At 61.5% G+C, this 16,417-nt stretch carries 12 protein-coding genes and 1 pseudogene; 11 read left to right on the forward strand and 2 right to left on the reverse strand.

Annotated elements, in window-relative coordinates; all coding sequences use genetic code 11:
* Positions 1–15 precede the first annotated feature (15 nt).
* The 9 genes from GXP39_09645 (at position 16) to GXP39_09685 (ending at position 12,857) form a co-directional block, all read left to right on the forward strand.
* Positions 16–945, forward strand: coding sequence for a phosphoribosylaminoimidazolesuccinocarboxamide synthase (locus GXP39_09645; protein NOZ28299.1), 930 nt, complete (start codon positions 16–18; stop codon positions 943–945).
* A gap of 25 nt (positions 946–970) precedes the next feature.
* A complete protein-coding gene (locus tag GXP39_09650) occupies positions 971–2,005 on the forward strand; it encodes a Gfo/Idh/MocA family oxidoreductase (protein ID NOZ28300.1) in 1,035 nt (344 codons plus the stop codon).
* 54 nt (positions 2,006–2,059) lie between these two features.
* Positions 2,060–2,542, forward strand: a complete 483-nt coding sequence (locus GXP39_09655; protein NOZ28301.1) for an AIR carboxylase family protein — start codon at positions 2,060–2,062, stop codon at positions 2,540–2,542.
* A gap of 90 nt (positions 2,543–2,632) precedes the next feature.
* Positions 2,633–4,132 (forward strand): amidophosphoribosyltransferase, encoded by a 1,500-nt coding sequence (purF, locus tag GXP39_09660; GenBank protein ID NOZ28302.1) that lies wholly within the window; start codon positions 2,633–2,635, stop codon positions 4,130–4,132.
* A gap of 71 nt (positions 4,133–4,203) precedes the next feature.
* Positions 4,204–5,523: a phosphoribosylamine--glycine ligase gene (gene purD / locus GXP39_09665; GenBank protein ID NOZ28303.1), complete on the forward strand. Its 1,320-nt coding sequence runs from the start codon at positions 4,204–4,206 to the stop codon at positions 5,521–5,523.
* A gap of 75 nt (positions 5,524–5,598) precedes the next feature.
* Positions 5,599–6,621, forward strand: a complete 1,023-nt coding sequence (locus tag GXP39_09670; GenBank protein ID NOZ28304.1) for a phosphoribosylformylglycinamidine cyclo-ligase — start codon at positions 5,599–5,601, stop codon at positions 6,619–6,621.
* A gap of 84 nt (positions 6,622–6,705) precedes the next feature.
* Positions 6,706–7,311, forward strand: coding sequence for a phosphoribosylglycinamide formyltransferase (purN, locus tag GXP39_09675; GenBank protein ID NOZ28305.1), 606 nt, complete (start codon positions 6,706–6,708; stop codon positions 7,309–7,311).
* A 90-nt stretch (positions 7,312–7,401) separates the two neighbouring features.
* Positions 7,402–8,922, forward strand: coding sequence for a bifunctional phosphoribosylaminoimidazolecarboxamide formyltransferase/IMP cyclohydrolase (purH, locus tag GXP39_09680; GenBank protein NOZ28306.1), 1,521 nt, complete (start codon positions 7,402–7,404; stop codon positions 8,920–8,922).
* Positions 8,923–10,799: 1,877 nt separating this feature from the next.
* Positions 10,800–12,857 (forward strand): beta-propeller fold lactonase family protein, encoded by a 2,058-nt coding sequence (locus tag GXP39_09685; GenBank protein NOZ28307.1) that lies wholly within the window; start codon positions 10,800–10,802, stop codon positions 12,855–12,857.
* A gap of 131 nt (positions 12,858–12,988) precedes the next feature.
* Here GXP39_09685 and GXP39_09690 read toward each other — a convergent pair.
* Positions 12,989–13,800: pseudogene (locus tag GXP39_09690) on the reverse strand (IS5 family transposase).
* Between the two features lie 126 nt (positions 13,801–13,926).
* Between GXP39_09690 and GXP39_09695 the strand changes: the two are divergent.
* On the forward strand, positions 13,927–14,289 hold the full coding sequence (locus GXP39_09695) for a hypothetical protein (GenBank protein NOZ28308.1): 363 nt from the start codon (positions 13,927–13,929) through the stop codon (positions 14,287–14,289).
* A gap of 25 nt (positions 14,290–14,314) precedes the next feature.
* On the opposite strand, the gene GXP39_09700 is transcribed toward GXP39_09695, so the two are convergent.
* Complete coding sequence (locus tag GXP39_09700) at positions 14,315–14,782, reverse strand: hypothetical protein (protein ID NOZ28309.1); 468 nt, start codon at positions 14,780–14,782, stop codon at positions 14,315–14,317.
* Positions 14,783–14,902: 120 nt separating this feature from the next.
* On the opposite strand from GXP39_09700, the gene GXP39_09705 reads away from it, so the two are divergent.
* Positions 14,903–16,180, forward strand: coding sequence for a glycosyltransferase family 1 protein (locus GXP39_09705; GenBank protein NOZ28310.1), 1,278 nt, complete (start codon positions 14,903–14,905; stop codon positions 16,178–16,180).
* The last annotated feature ends 237 nt before the right edge of the window (positions 16,181–16,417 follow it).

Raw genomic sequence — 16,417 nt, forward strand, 5'->3', positions numbered from 1 at the left:
GCGATCCCGCACGCTCTGTTACGCGTGGAGGTGCCCGGATTGGGAGAGCGGATCGAAGGCAAGGTGCGGGACATCTACGTGGTGGACGGGCAGCGCGTGCTCATCACCACGGATCGGGTGTCCGCCTTCGATCGGGTGCTGGGGGCGATCCCCTTCAAGGGGCAGGTGTTGAACCAGCTCAGCGCCTGGTGGTTCGAGCAGGTGCAGGATATCGTACCGAATCACGTCATCTCGGTGCCCGACCCCAACGTGACCATCGCTCGCGAGGCGGAGCCACTGCCGGTGGAGGTGATCGTCCGCGGCTACATCACCGGTGTCACGTCCACGGCGTTATGGACGCTGTACAGCCAGGGGGTGGAGCGGCCGTATGGTCTAGATCTGCCGCCCGGCCTGCGCAAGAACGACCCGCTGCCGGAGCCGGTGATCACGCCGACGACGAAGGCCACCGGTGGCGCCCACGACGAGCGGCTGACCTCGGCCGAAGTCGTGGAGCGCGGCCTGGTGCCCGCCGACCTGTGGGAGGAGATTCAGCGGGCCGCCCTGGCCATCTTCAAGCGCGGCCAGGAGGTCGCCCGGCGGGCCGGGCTGATCCTGGTGGACACGAAGTACGAGTTCGGCCTGATCGACGGCCGGCCGGCCCTGATCGACGAGATCCATACCCCGGATTCCAGCCGCTACTGGGTGGCGGAGAGCTATGAAGCGGTGCGAGGGACGGACCAGGAGCCGGAGAACTTTGACAAGGAGTTCCTGCGGCTATGGTTCGTTCGCCAGGGCTACCGGGGCGAGGGCGAGCCGCCGAAGATGCCGCCGGAGTTCATCGCACAGGTGGCACAGCGGTACATCTCCGCCTATGAACGTCTCACCGGGGAGACATTTATACCGGGGGAGCAGCCAGCGGCCGAACGCATTCGCGCCGCACTACAACCGCTAATCTCCAATCGCTAATCTCCACATGAGGAGGAACACATCGATGTCAGACAAAGTCCGAGTGGGCATCGTCGGCCTCGGGAGGAGTGGCTGGAACATCCACGCGAAGCTCCTGGCAACGCTGCCTGATCAATATCAAATTGTGGCCGTGTCCGATCTGGATGCGGGACGTCGTCAGGAGGCCAAGGATCAGTTCGGCTGTAATACATATGAAACGATCGAGGACCTGTTGGCGGACCCGGCGGTGGAATTGGTCGTCGTCGCCAGCCCCAGCCATTTGCATGCCGAACACAGCATCATGGCGCTCAAGGCGGGGAAGGCGGTCGTCTGCGAGAAGCCTATGGCGGCCACGCTAGCCGAGGCGGACGCCATGATCGAGACCTCTCGGGAGACTGGGAAGCTCTTGACGGTGTTCCAGAACCGGCGCTATGCGCCACACTTCCAGAAGGTCAAGGAGGTGATCGACTCGGGCAAGCTGGGTCGCATCCTGCTGATCCGGAGGGCCGAGTATCGGTTCAGCCGCCGCTGGGACTGGCAGACCTTGAAGAGATTCGGAGGGGGAACTCTCCGGAATACGGGACCCCACCTCATCGATCAGGTGTTGCAGTTGCTGGGTCCCGCCGAGCCGGAGATCTTCTGCGATCTGCGGCTGGCGCTGACGCTGGGCGATGCCGAGGATCATGTGAAGGTCGTGATGAAGGCGCCCGATGCGCCGCTGATCGACATCGAGATCACCAGCGCCTGCGCGTATCCGCAAGATCAGTGGTTGATCATGGGGACGGGAGGAGGCCTGGCGGGCTCTACTCGCCATCTGCGCTGGCGTTATTACAGGCCGGAGGAGCTGCCGCCGCGGCAGTTGGAGACAGCTCCCATGCCGGACCGCAGCTACAACCGGGACGAGATCAAGTGGTATGAGGAGGAGTGGACGGAGGATCAGTACACGGGGCCGGGGCAGGCCGGGTTCTATCTCGACCTGTACGAGACCCTGCGAAACGGCGCTCCGCTCGTCATCACGCCGGAGAGCGCCCGCCGGGTTATGTGGGTGATCGAGACGTGTTATCAGCAGTGTCCTGTGTAGGCGTGGGAGATTGGGGACAGGGATGAGATATTTGGATATGAGATGGAGGTGGGGATGGCCGGGCTGGTCGTGATCATCATGGGCTCGAAGTCGGACCTGGGACATGCGCGGGCCATCGCAGAGGGATTGGAAGCGTTCGGCATCGAGCATGAGATGCGGGTGGCGTCGGCGCACAAAGCGGCCCGGTATCTGTTGGATCTCCTGGCGGCGTACGAGGCCGATCCCCGGCCGAAGGTGTATATCACGGTGGCCGGGCGCTCCAATGCGCTGAGCGGGATGGTGGATGCCAACGTCGCTGCGCCCGTGATCGCCTGCCCCCCGTATTCCGATCGTTTCGGCGGGGCGGATATCTTCTCGTCGCTGCGCATGCCCTCCGGCGTGGCCCCGGCGGTGGTGTTGGAGCCGAAGGGAGCGGCTCTGCTGGCCGCGAAGGTGTTGTCCCTGGCCGACCCATCACTGCGGGAGCGCATCGCGCAATCGCAGAGGGCGGCCACGCAGCGGATCCTGGACGATGATCGGGCGCTTCGGCGCGAATAGGGCGACGCATGCGTCGCCCCTACCTTCTCCGCGTCTTTGCGGTGAATCCTTGGTGTATCCTCCGGCAGATCCCGAGGGGGAGGGGAGCCGATGATGTCGCCTGTGTGGAACCGGACGTGCGATGAATTGGACCGTCCACGGGAGGCGTGTGGTGTGTTCGGCATCTATGCGCCGGGTGTGGATGTGGCGCGCATCGCGTTCTTCGCCCTGTACGCCTTGCAACATCGCGGCCAGGAGAGCGCCGGGATCGCCACCAGCGACGGCCGCGCGGCCTACATCCACAAGGGGATGGGGTTGGTCTCCCAGGTATTCCACGAGGAGAACCTGCGTCCCTTGAAGGGACACCTGGCCATCGGGCACAATCGCTACTCGACCACCGGCTCGTGTCATATCCGCAACGCGCAGCCATATCTCATCGAGACGATGCATGGGCCGTTGGGCGTCGGGCATAATGGGAATCTGACCAACGCGGCCACGCTGCGCCGCAAGCTGCTGGAGCGTGGCGTGGGGCTGACATCGTCCAGCGATAGCGAGGTGATCACGCAGATGTTGGCCGCCCCGCCGCCCGGAGGCGAGCCCAACGGCCCCGATTGGGAGGCTCGCATCGCCGCCTTCATGGCCGAGGCCGAGGGGGCCTACTCGCTGGTGATCCTCACCCGGGACGCCGTCTACGCCGTGCGCGATCCCTGGGGGTTCCGACCGCTGTGCCTGGGCGAGCTGCCGGGCGATGATGGCAGGCCCGGGTATGTGGTGGCCTCCGAATCGTGCGCGCTGGGCACCATCGGCGCCCGCTACCTGCGGGAGGTGCGGCCGGGCGAGATCGTGCGCCTGGACGCCAGCGGTGTGCATAGCCTGCAAGGGTGTGCGCCTGCCCCCCGGGCGGCGCTGTGCGTCTTCGAGTATGTGTACTTCGCCCGTCCCGACTCGGTGCTGGAAGGACAGACGGTCCACCGGGTGCGTCAGCGGCTGGGGGAGGAGCTGGCGCGGGAGGCTCCCGCCGAGGCGGATCTGGTGATCGGCGTGCCGGACTCGGCGACGCCGGCGGCCATCGGATATGCGCGGGCGTCTGGGATCCCCTACAGCGAGGGGTTGACCAAGAACCGCTACATCGGGCGTACCTTTATCCAGCCGGACGATCGATTGCGCCGGGCGGGGGTGTACCTGAAGTACAACCCGCTGACGGCCAATCTGGCGGGCAAGCGGATCGTGCTCATCGACGATTCCATCGTGCGCGGCACCACGGCGGGGCCGCTGGTGCGCCTGCTACGTGAAGGAGGCGCGGCGGAGATTCACGTGCGCATCTCCTCTCCGCCCGTGCGGTATCCCTGTTTCATGGGGGTGGACATGGCGACTCACGAGGAGTTGATCGCCTACCAGAAGTCCGTCGAGAAGATTCGGCGTCACATCGGCGCGGACAGCCTGGCCTACCTCTCCTATGAGGGGATGATGCGCAGCGTGACGGCCGAGGTCGGCCAGGATCGAGGGCATTGCAGCGCCTGCTTCACCGGAGAGTACCCGATCCCATTGGATGAATGGTGGGAGTATAAGGCCCACGAGAAGATGGCCTTTGAGGGGATTTGGGGGGCGTGAAGCGGAAAACGTAAAACGTATTGCGTGTTGCGTAATGCGTGTTGGGTGATGGAGGAGATATGGCAGAGCGTATGAAGGTCCTGGTGGTGGGAAGCGGGGGGCGTGAGCACGCGTTGGCGTGGAAGCTGGCACAGTCGCCGCGGGTGGCTCACGTCTTCGTCGCGCCGGGCAATGGGGGGACGGAGAGAATGGAGACTGGAGATCAAAGAGAGCAATCCCCGATCTCCAATCTCCGATTGCCGATCGATGCAGGAAGTGACTTTGCGGAGTTGATCTCCTTCGCCCGGCAAGAGGGCATATCCCTGACCGTCGTTGGCCCGGAGGCACCGCTGGCGGATGGGATCGTGGACGCGTTTCAGGCGGCCGGGCTGCGCTGTTTCGGCCCCGCGCGGGCTGCGGCGCAGATCGAGGCGTCCAAGTCGTTCGCCAAGGCGTTCATGGCCCGCCACGGGATCCCCACCGGGCGTTATGCCACGTTCACCGATTACGAGGAGGCGCTGACCTATCTGCGGAACGCCGAGTTCGACGTGGTGGTCAAGGCGTCGGGGCTGGCGGCCGGCAAAGGGGTGATCGTGCCCGACTCGCAGGAGGAGGCGGAGGCGGCGCTGCGGCAGATCATGGTGGAGCGTGCCTTCGGATCCGCCGGCGACGAGGTGGTCATCGAGGAGCGGCTGTACGGGCAGGAGGCGTCGGTGCTGGCCTTCACCGATGGCCGCACCGTGGCGCCGATGCCGGCTGCGCAGGATCACAAGCCGGTGTTCGACGGCGATCGCGGGCCGAACACGGGTGGCATGGGGTGCTACGCCCCGGCGCCATTGGTGACGCCCGAGATGATGGACGAGGTCGTTCGCACGGTCTTGCAGCCGGCGGTGGACGGCATGCGGGCTGAGGGGACGCCGTACGTGGGGGTGCTCTACGCCGGCCTGATGGTCACGGAGGAGGGGCCCAGGGTTCTGGAGTTCAACTGTCGCTTCGGCGACCCGGAGACGCAGGTCATCCTGCCGTTGTTGGAGAGCGATCTGGTGGATGTGCTGGAGGCTTGCCTGGACGGCACGCTGGATCAGGTGGAGGTGCGCTGGCGGCCGGGCGCGGCCACGTCGGTGGTGGCGGCATCGGAGGGATATCCGGGCTCGTATCCCAAGGGGCGCGAGATCACCGGCGTGGAGGAGGCGGAGTCGCTGCCGGGCGTGGTGGTCTTCCACGCGGGCACGAAGCGGCTGGATGACGGCCGGCTCGTCACCAATGGCGGGCGCGTGCTCAACGTCACCGGCATCGGCCGCGATCTGCGGGAATCCATCGACCGAGCGTACGAGGGCATCCGCCGCATCCACTTCCAGGGCATGCACTACCGGCGTGACATCGGCGCCAAAGCCTTAATACGCAATACGTAGTACGTGTTACGTATTGCGTGTTGCGTATTGCGTGTTGCGTGTTGCGTGTTGCGTAAGTTGGTGGAGCGAACACGAATGCCTTTGAGCTATCGTGAGGCGGGGGTGGATATTGAGGCCGGGGCGCGAGCCGTCGAGTTGATGAAGGAGGCGGTCCGGGCGACCTATGGCCCCGAGGTGCTGTTGGGCATCGGCGCCTTCGGCGGGCTGTTCGATGTCTCGGCGCTGAAGGGGATGGAAGCCCCGGTACTGGTCGCCTCCACCGACGGCGTGGGCACCAAGACGAAGATCGCGACTGCACTGGGCCGGTTCGACACCATCGGCCACGACATCGTCAACCACTGCATCAACGACATCCTGGTGCAGGGTGCCCGTCCCCTCTTCTTCCTGGACTACATCGCCTCTAGCAAACTGGATCCGGAGATGGTCGCCGAGGTGGTACGCGGCTGCGCGGAGGCATGCAAGGCCGCCGGGTGCGCGCTGCTGGGCGGCGAGACGGCCGAGATGCCGGGCGTCTACGCGCCGGACGAGTTCGACCTGGTGGGCACCATCGTCGGTGTCGTGGATCGCCATGAGATCGTGGACGGCCGCTCCATCATCCCGGGCGATGCGATCATCGGGCTGGCGTCGTCCGGCCTGCACACCAACGGCTACTCCCTGGCCCGTCGCGTCTTCCGGGGCTGGGATCTGCGCGCCGTCGTCCCGGAGCTGGGCCGCCCCCTGGGCGAGGCGCTTCTGGCGCCGCATCGCTCCTATCTGGCGGAGGTGCGGCGACTGCGGGAGGCGGGCGTCGTCATCAAGGGCATGGCGCACATCACCGGCGGCGGCCTCATCGATAACCCGCCGCGGATCTTCCCTGAAGGGGTGGCGGCGCGCATTCAGCGTGGGAGCTGGCCGGTGCCTCCCATCTTCCAACTGATCCAGCGGGTTGGCGGGGTCAGCGAGGAGGAGATGGCCCACGTGTTCAATCTGGGCCTGGGCATGTTGCTCATCGTCCCGGCTGAGCAGGCCGACGAGGCGCTGCGTGTGTTGGGCGATGACGCATGGCAGGTGGGGGAGATGGTCCCCTGCGGCGGTGGGCCGGTGGTGCAGATAGAGTGACGACAGACGACGGACGACCGACGAAAGGCTTCTGTCCTTCGTCTGTCGTCTTCCGTCGATCGCCATTTGTGAGAGCGAGGGCCTATGAGCGAGCGTGCACGATTGGCTGTCTTTATCTCCGGCTTTGGCTCCAACCTGCAGGCCATCATCGATGCTGTACAGGCGGGCGAGTTGGACGCGGAGATCGTGGTGGTCGTCTCGAATCGCAAGGCCGCCTATGGGCTGGTGCGGGCCGAGAAGGCGGGGATCCCCACGTTGTATTTCCCGTTGAAGCCGTATCGGGATGCGGGCCGCTCCCGCGAGGAGTACGACGCGGATCTGGCCGAGCGGGTGGCGGCCTATGAGCCCGATCTGATCGTGCTGGTCGGATGGATGCACGTCCTGAGCCCAGCCTTCCTGGATCGATTCCCGAATCGGGTGATCAACCTGCATCCGGCGTTGCCCGGCCAGTTCCCCGGCACCCACGCCATCCAGCGCGCCTATGAGGCGTTCCAGCGGGGCGAGATCGACCACACCGGCGTGATGGTGCATTACGTCGTCCCCGAGGTGGACGCCGGGCCGGTCATCGTTTCGGAGGAGGTCCCCATCCACCCATCGGACACGCTGGACGATCTGGAGGCGCGCATCCATAAGACGGAGCATCGGCTGATCGTGGAGGCGATTCGGCGGTGCGTTCAGCGTGGAGCGTGATTACGTTTTACGTGATACGCAACACGTAACACGTAATTCGTAATGCGTATTGCGTGTTGCGTACTCTTCGGAGAAGGGAGACAAGGTACCATGAGCCCACGTGCTTTACTGAGCGTATATGACAAGACGGGGTTGGTCGAGTTCGGGCGGGGCCTGGCGGAGCTAGGGTTCGAGCTGGTGGCCTCCGGCGGGACGGCTCGGACGCTAAGCGAAGCCGGGCTGGCGGTGACACAGGTGGACGAGATCACCGGCTTCCCAGAGATCCTGGGCGGCCGCGTGAAGACGCTGCATCCGGCGGTGCACGGCGGCATTCTAGCCCGGCGCACGCCCGAGCATCTGGCCGAGCTGGAGAGCCACGGGATCACCCCCATCGACCTGGTGGCCTGCAACCTGTACCCGTTCGTGGAGACCGTCCGACGGCCCGATGTGACGGAAGCTCAGGCGGTGGAGGAGATCGACATCGGCGGTGTGACGCTGCTGCGCGCCGCGGCCAAGAACTTCGAGTCGGTCACCGTCGTGTGCGATCCGGCCGACTACGGTCGGGTGCTGGAGGCGCTGCGGACGGGTGAGGTCCCGGCGGACGAGCGCCGCCGGCTGGCGCTGAAGGCGTTCCGGCACACGGCCGCGTACGATGCCGCTATCGCCACCTGGCTGGCCGGGCGGGTCGAGGCCGACGAGCCCATGCCGGGCGCGCTCAACCTGGCGGCCGAGCGGGTGCAGCTGCTGCGCTATGGCGAGAATCCCCATCAGCAGGCCGCCCTCTATCGGTGGGTGGGCGCCTCCCCCGCGTTCGAACAGCTTCAGGGCAAAGAGCTGAGCTACAACAACATCGTGGACCTGGAGGCCGCGTGGGCCATGCCGCAGGAGTTCGACGAGCCGGCGGTGGCCATCATCAAGCACACGAACCCCAGCGGCCTGGCCGTGGCGGATACGTTGGTGGATGCGTACAGGCTGGCGCTGGCGTGCGATCCCGTCTCCGCCTTCGGGTCCATCATCGCCGTCAATCGTGAGGTGGACCTGGCGCTGGTGGAGGAGATCGGTTCCCTCTTCGTGGAGGTGTTGGTGGCTCCATCGTATACGCCGAAAGCGCTGGAGTGGCTGGCCCAACATAAGAAGAACTGCCGAGTGATGGTGGCGAAGCCGGGTGGGGAGGAGGACCTGGTCATCCGATCCGTGCGCAACGGCCTGCTGGCGCAGACGCCTGATCTGCGCGGCGTGGACGAGAGCAAGTGGAAGGTGGTGACGAAGCGGCAGCCCACCGAGGCCGAGCGGAAGAGCCTGGCCTTCGCCTGGATCGCGGTGAAGCATGTGAAGTCGAATGCCATCGTCTTCGTGCAGGGGACGGCCACCGTGGGCGTGGGCGCCGGGCAGATGAACCGGGTGGATTCCGTTTATCTGGCGGCGCGGCGGGCCGGCGATCGGGCGAGGGGAGCGGTCATGGCCTCGGATGCCTTCTTCCCCTTCCCGGACGGGATCGAGGCGGCGGCGGAGGCTGGGGTGACGGCCTGCATCCAGCCGGGCGGATCCATTCGAGATGAGAAGGTCATCGCCGCGGCCGATCGGTTGGGCATGGCCATGATCTTCACCGGCGAGCGCCACTTCCGGCACTGAAGCACAAGCATCTGAATATCCATATCATGTGGGGCGAGGCCGTTGCAAACGGGAGCGGCGGCCTCGTCCTCTTATTTGGAGGTTGGCCTGTTCATCGCGGTATACATGCTCGACGTTTCCCTCAGGTGCGAGCCTTTGGCGCCTGATCCGAAAGTACGACAAGGACGAAAGGGGAAGAGGATAGCCTGCAGGGCTTGGTTTTGGGTGGAAGCAGCGCCGTCGAGTTCGACGGCCAAATGGGTGAGGAATGCTTCGACCTCAGAAGGTCCCTCTCCCTGGGATGGCGCTTATTGTGGAAAAGGATAAGGCGCTTAATCGAGACCTGGTCATAAATCGAGCCGCGCCCACTTGACGGGGCGCGGCTGCCTCGGTAGGTTCGTGGTGCTCAACCCCACCTACCGGAGGCAGCCCCATGATATCACGGAACGCCCTTCTTGTCAGGTTGCTGTCTCTGGTTGATCAAGTGCCTTTACCAGGCGAATATCGACGGCGTCGTCGGGGACGGCCTTACGTCTATCCCACGCGGTTGATGGCCTTCCGGCACATCCGCAGCGGATACGCCCTTTGGCGCTTCCTGGCCCAGCCCGTGCCGGAAGCGGTGATGTTGCGCCAGGCGCTGTTCCATGGCGGCCCCATGCCTTCGCGACGGACCATTGAACGGCGCTTGGCGGCTCTGCCTACGGCGCTGGAGGCCGAGATTGCTGTGTTGGGACAGCTGCTGCTGGAGCGCTTGCAGGTGTGGGCCAAGGAGGCGGCGGCTGCAGCCATCGACAGTGCCCCTTTCCACGGGTCACTCCACGGCGAGGAGGCCCCCATCCCCGCACCGGCTCTGGAGCGGTCGTGCGCTGGGTGCTGCACACCGTCCGCAATACCACCGTTGAGCGCTTCTTTGCTCATTACAAGAAGGTGTTTGAATTGTTGGGCCAAGTCCCCACTCGGGGACAGCAGAAAACCTGCTTGCTTCTGGCGGGCAGTGTATATGTTTACCAACTGGTGTTGCTCCTCCAATTGGAGTTAGACCAGCAACCCGGGCAAGGCCTTAAGGCCCTACTCCAGGCCATCTGATTTGTGACCAGGTCTCGATTAGTTTCCTGCCTTGCGAGACCGTACCACCTTCATGCGCCAGGCCACCAACCAGTGGCATGCGAAGGTGCGCGTTCAGCGACTCCTTATTATCTATCCTCTCGGGTGCTTTGCACGATGATATTCAAATCATTGACACCCTGCCTCTGACCGAACGCTTCGACATTGAACGCACCCGAGCCCGTGACTTATGGCATTATCAACATCGACTGATACGGAGGATCTTGGCGCATACCATTTGTGTGTTTATCAACTTATAGCTCGGCTGCCTTCCCTTGGACTTGGCTGGTTTGGTCACCTTATAGAAAGTTGCACATCGGGTTCATATTCCTTTTGACTCAACGATGCGGGTATGGTATTCTTCGTGTTAGGAGTCATGGGGATCCTTCTTCATTGATGATTTTGTCGTTACCCATTGAGGATGTTCGGATCTTGCTTTTTACCAAGATTCAGTATACCACCGCGGCGGGTGAGCTTTCTCGTTGGGTGGGTTTTTTTGAGAGGTTTTCAATAACTCGTTATTGGTAATTGTACGCTTTCCCGGAGGTTCAGACGTTTCTTTGAGAAAAATTCGGAGTCGATACTTTTAATTTGCTTGCAAGAGGTTTGGTTGAGTAGTTGTCGAGATTCAAACATTTGAAATAGGAGAGAGCATGACTACAAATCAGTTAAGAGGTAGGCTGTATAGGTTGAGAGTATGGATACTTATCCTCGTTTTAATTTCAAGTTTAACTGGCATAGCCGCCTGTGGATCACCGAGCGGAAATGATACAGACACCGGTGCGAGTAACAGTGTGACTATAGAAAGCGGCAGTGAAACAACAATCGACAGTGGCTCAAGCGATGAATCTGGCAGCGCGGCAACCCCGGCCAGTAAAACTGGCGACGTATCTGTAACTGAAGAGGCCAACGCACCTCCCCCGGCTACCGAACCGCTCCCCACCATCGAACCGTCCCCTACTACTGGACCGCCTCCCATCCCCGAACCAACCTCCACCCTCGAACCAGAACCTACGGAAACCATTGCCCTGGAAACAGCAACCGATACGGAAGAATCGACTGAGGTTGATGAGCCGGTCCCGGATTCAACATCGACGGATGACATCTCTTCTGCTGTCGCAGTTCCGAAGAACATCAACACCGCTTTCATCCTCGATGCCTCCGGTTCTATGCTGGCTGACCTGGGCAGTCGCACCCGGCTGGCAATCGCTCAGGATGCCATCGGTAACCTCAGTGCCGGATTACCCGCCTCCATCAATGCCAGTCTATGGGTTTATGGTCACCGGGTGGAGAAGGACAACAAGGCCGAGTCCTGCCGAGATATTGAGCAGGTGATTGAACTGGGACCGGTCGACTCGAAGCAGTTTGATACGGTCGCTCACAGCTTTGCGGCCAAGGGCTATACCCCCATCACCGATGCCCTGCTGCAAGCGGCATCTAGCCTGCCCGTTGGTCTCAACGAACGCAATACGATTGTGCTTGTTTCTGATGGGGAAGAGACTTGCGGCGGCGACCCCTGCGCTCTGGCCGCCGAGCTGGCCGCGAGCGATAGCAAGCTTGTGATACATACCATTGGTTTGGCCGTGGACGACGTTACACGTGCCCAACTGCAATGTATTGCCGACGTGAGCGGCGGGACCTACACCGACGCCGATAGTGCCGAGGATCTGAGCCTGGCCCTGGAAGAGGCAGCCGAAGCGGCCGCGGATGATACGTTCAGTATTGTCGAAGGTCTGGGCCGGCCCAGCGTGGTGGTTGTTAGCCCTGATGGACGAAATGTGTACGTTACCGGAGCAGGGGCCGGGTCGGTGGTGGTTTTCAGCCGTGAGCCAGATACAGGGCAATTGACCTTCCTTGAAGTGCATGTGAACGGGATTGATGGCGTTCTGGGGCTTAGCTCCCCCCAGGGTTTAGCGATCAGCCCTGATGGGAAGCACGTATACGCCACAGGCGGCGATGACCTAGCTATGGCTATCTTTAGCCGCAACCCGGACACAGGCTCGCTCACCTTTGTGGAAGCGGTCGATGTCTTTGGCAGCGTAGCCGGTGTGGACAGTGCCCGCGCAGTGGCGGTCAGTCCCGATAATCTGAGCGTCTACGTGACAGGCAAAGACGATGCCAGAACAGACGACGCTATTGCCGTCTACAGTCGCAATGCAGATACAGGACGACTCTCCCCGGTCGAGATGGTTCAAGAAGGTGTGAATGGAGTGGCCGGTCTCAACGCGTTGACCGGGATCACTGTGAGTCCCGATAATCGCAACGTGTACGCGGCGAACATCTGGCACACCATGGCCGTTTTTAACCGTGACCCGGACACCGGCGCCCTGACCTTTGTCCAGGTGTTGGAAGATAAAGTTGATGTCGCAAACAACGGCTTGCTGGGGGCGCATGTGGTGGCCGTCAGCCCCGATAACCGGCATGTCTACGTGACCGGACGTCGCGGCGATACGGTCACGGTTTTTGGCCGGAACCCGGATACAGGCGCCTTGACTTTTACGGATCAGTTGCGGGGCAAAATTGGAAACACTACGGCCAACCTAGATGGGGCACACGGCCTGGCCATCAGTCCTGACGGCCAACACGTCTACGTCGCGTCAGACAATATCGACATGCTCTTGAACCTCAGCCGCGACCCACAGGCCGGAACACTGGCCTTAATGGAGGAATTCACCGACAATATGGCCGGAGTGGACGGTTTGGAAAACGGCTGGTCGATTGCTGTTAGCCCCGACGGTCGCAACGTCTACGTGGCCGGCTTTGATGACGACTCACTGTCCGTCTTCACCCGTGACGTGGCCTCGGGGTCGCTCGCCTTTACCGAGGTCATCAGAAACAAAGTAGGTCAGTAGCCGCGTGCAACGCGGGTAAATAACTGAGGCTTCCCGATTTCAACCTCCGGGAGGTGGCCAGGATCACTCTGCTTACTAGAGAATTTCCGGCTACTTCCTGGAGGGTATTTCTAGACGCGTCCTAGAGCCTGTTATGCACTTTGAGGAGCGAGGGTCATGGCTCTGACCAAACGCTGCAGCATCAAGATAGCAAATGCCACGACATGAAGCCCGCATAGCACCTCAGCAGTGCGTTCATAGTCTCGCACCGTCGGAACCGGGTGAGCCAGGCGAAACTGCGTTCGACGACCCACCGTTTGGGCAACAGCACGAAGCCCTTTCTCGTTGCTGGCAATTGGACGAGCACCAACTCCACTCCGTTATGGGCTGCGTCCTGAGCCGCCTGCTCTCCTGTGTATCCCTGGTGGGCGGACGCAACTTCTATGGAGTGCCCTGTGGCACTCTGAGCGTCTTTCATCAGCGGTGCTACCTGCGCATGTTCCGCTTCATGGGCAGGAGTGACATGCAAAGCCAGCAGGTAGCCCACGGTATCCACGGCCAGATGAAGTTTGCTGCCTTTTCGGCGCTTATAGCCGTCATATCCCGCCCGTGCGCCGCTCTCCGGCGTGGATTGGAGCGTGCGACTGTCCAGAATGGCCACTGTGGGATGCGGTTCCTTGCCTTGTGCCAAACGCAAGAGCGCTCGCAGATCATGGATCATGGCGACAAACACACCTGCCTTCAGCCACTGACGCGTTTGCTGATAGACCGTATGCCAGGGAGGTAAATCGTTGGGCATCATGCGCCATTGGGACCCGGTTTTCACGATCCAGCGCAATCCGTTGTACACTTCCCGCAGGTCGTGTTCCCGTTGTGGGGCATCCTCTCGCATCAGGGTCAGATAGGGCTTCATGAAGGCCCATTCTTCATCGGTTACGTCACTTGGGTATGGCTTCTTGTTCATGACGGAGAGATTACCACGGAAGCATATGATTTCCGCCGTGACAGTATGTGATTTTCGTATGAACGAGCACAAAAGTGCATAACAGCTTCTAGGCGGCTTATCAAAGCGACTAGGAGGGGCTTTGTTATGAAGAGTGTGGATGGTAAACCACGAGTCTTTCACATCTTGCGTCAGGACGCATTGGAGATCAAAGATACACCGTTTGGTAGCGTTGGAAAGGTCTTCAGCGGCGAAGGGATAGAGGCCGTCTGGGTAAGGAAACAGAACGAAGATATTGATGCTGATTGGTTCTCGCAGCCACTGGTAGATCTCATTCTCGTTGTGCAAGGGAAACTCAAGGTGGAGTTTGAACGATCCGATCTATCACCTCGCGTGCTCGAACCCGGCGATCTTCTAGTCCTTCCGGCAAACACGCGTTGCCGTGCGTACCGCTGGCCACGTGACGCCAAAGAAGCGACTGTGTTTGTTGCCGTGTATCCTGTGACCTGAAGCATAGAAATGCATACAACAGGAGCTAAGGATTCGTTTGCGGGCTACCGCTCGTCGTGGATTTCGATAACATCAGGCCGATCAGGCGCAATGCCGCTGCGGCCTCGGCCGACTGTTGCCGGGCCGCCTCCCGATTCGGCTGAGCGAAGATCGTCCGGATGGCCGCCGCCACGATCGCCTTGTCCCCCTTGGGCACGTGCGCCAGCACATTGCGCATGAAGTGCACCCGGCATCGCTGCCAGGCAGCACCGGCCAGCACCTCCCCAATGGCCTCCTTCAGCCCCTGATGCGCATCGCTGATCACCAGCTCCATCCCCTGCAGCCCACGAGCCATCAGGCCACGCAGAAAGGCCACCCAGAATGCTTCTTCTTCACTGGCCCCCATGTCTACCGCCAGCACCTCTCGCTCTCCCGTATCCCGTACTCCCGTTGCGCAGATGCTCTCGCCCTGATCACGAAGTCGGAGTTGATGATACATGGGGTGGATGTCCATAATGCTTGACCGTCCTCCAGGGAAGCGGTTATACTGGAGCTGGCCTCTTCGTTGCGGTATGATAGTGATGGCGGCGGCCTCTCTTCACTGGTATCGAGATCCTCGGGGGGAATGAGCAGAGTGAAAATCGCCATACTAACCGCTGGTACTCGGGGAGATGTGCAACCCTATGTTGCGGTTGGGGTTGGCCTGCAGGCAAAGGGGCATCGGGTTCGGATCGCCACGCATCGAAACTTTAAGTCCATGCTCGACCAGTACGGGCTTGACTTTTCCCCGGTTGAAGGTGATCCGCGCCAAATCCTCATGGGAGATGTGGGGCAGAAGCTCCTGAGCACCGAAAAGAATCCGATAGCGATGATGCGGCACACTGTTGCTGCTGCAGAGCCCGTTCTGCATCAGGTGTTCGATGACTATTGGGAAGCCAGTCAGGGTGCCGATGTGATTCTGTTTCATCTCCTAGCGGCGTTGCCGGCGGCCTCCATTGCCGAAAAACGGAATGTTCCAGCCTTTCCTCTGTACCTCCAACACGTGCATCACACCTGGCACTATCCGAGCGCAGCTGCAACTCCGCTGCTGCTGGGCATTCCATTCCTGGCAGGTCTGTACAATCGCCTTACGTATAAGCTGGAAGATTGGGCGTTTTGGCACTTTATTCGGTCGGTTATCAATCACTGGAGGGAGCATGTCCTGGGCTTGCCTGCTTACAAGGCCAACCCTTTTTTAAGCCGGGAATGGCAGCAGCGCCCTTTTCTCTACGGTTTCAGCCCTCGGGTTGTTCCGAAGGCGCCTGACTGGGGAGACAATATCCATATAACCGGATACTGGTTTCTTCCAATGGTTGAAGATTGGCGTCCCCCGAAACGGCTGGTAGATTTTCTACAATCGGGCTCGCCGCCTGTGTATATTGGCTTCGGGAGTATGGTTCATCGTGACGCCGAAGAGATGACGGAGATCGTGTTGAAGGCATTGCAGATGACGAACAGGCGGGGAGTTCTGGCCGCGGGCTGGGGTGGGCTCAGCGATAGCGATCTTCCGGACCATGTGATAAAAATAGACTTTGCACCCCATGACTGGCTTTTCCCGAGAATGGCCGCCGTGGTGCATCACGGCGGAGCCGGGACCACGGCGGCAGGCTTGAGGGCCGGAGTGCCCTCTGTCATTGTACCGTTCTTCGGTGATCAGCCGTTTTGGGGATGGCGGGTAGCGGCATTAGGGGTAGGGCCTCCGCCCATTCCCCGCAAGAAACTCACGGCGAAGTCGTTGGCGAAAGCCATGGAGTTTGCCGTCAACGATGAGGACGTGAAAAGGCGGGCTGAAAAGTTAGGCGAGGCGATTCGCGCCGAGCGAGGCGTTGATCGTGCTGTGGAGATACTGACTGAGTACTTCGCCAGCAGCTAGTATAAGCGCGTGTCTGAAAATTGATCGGCAAGGTGTCTGAGGGGTCTCCCTCAACGACCGGCTTCACAGGGGGATGTGTGGAGGGGACCTCCTCTCCACGAAAACCCCGCTTTTCCGGCCTGCACCTGCCTTTCTCGGCCCTTCCCGATGATCTTCGCGTGGTGAAAGAAACGTGCGGGCCGCGTCATTCGTTTCGGATAAGTCGGGGCGACCCGCCGGGTTGCCTTACGGAACTAT

Source organism: Chloroflexota bacterium (genome assembly GCA_013152435.1).
In the GTDB taxonomy this organism is placed as follows: domain Bacteria; phylum Chloroflexota; class Anaerolineae; order DUEN01; family DUEN01; genus DUEN01.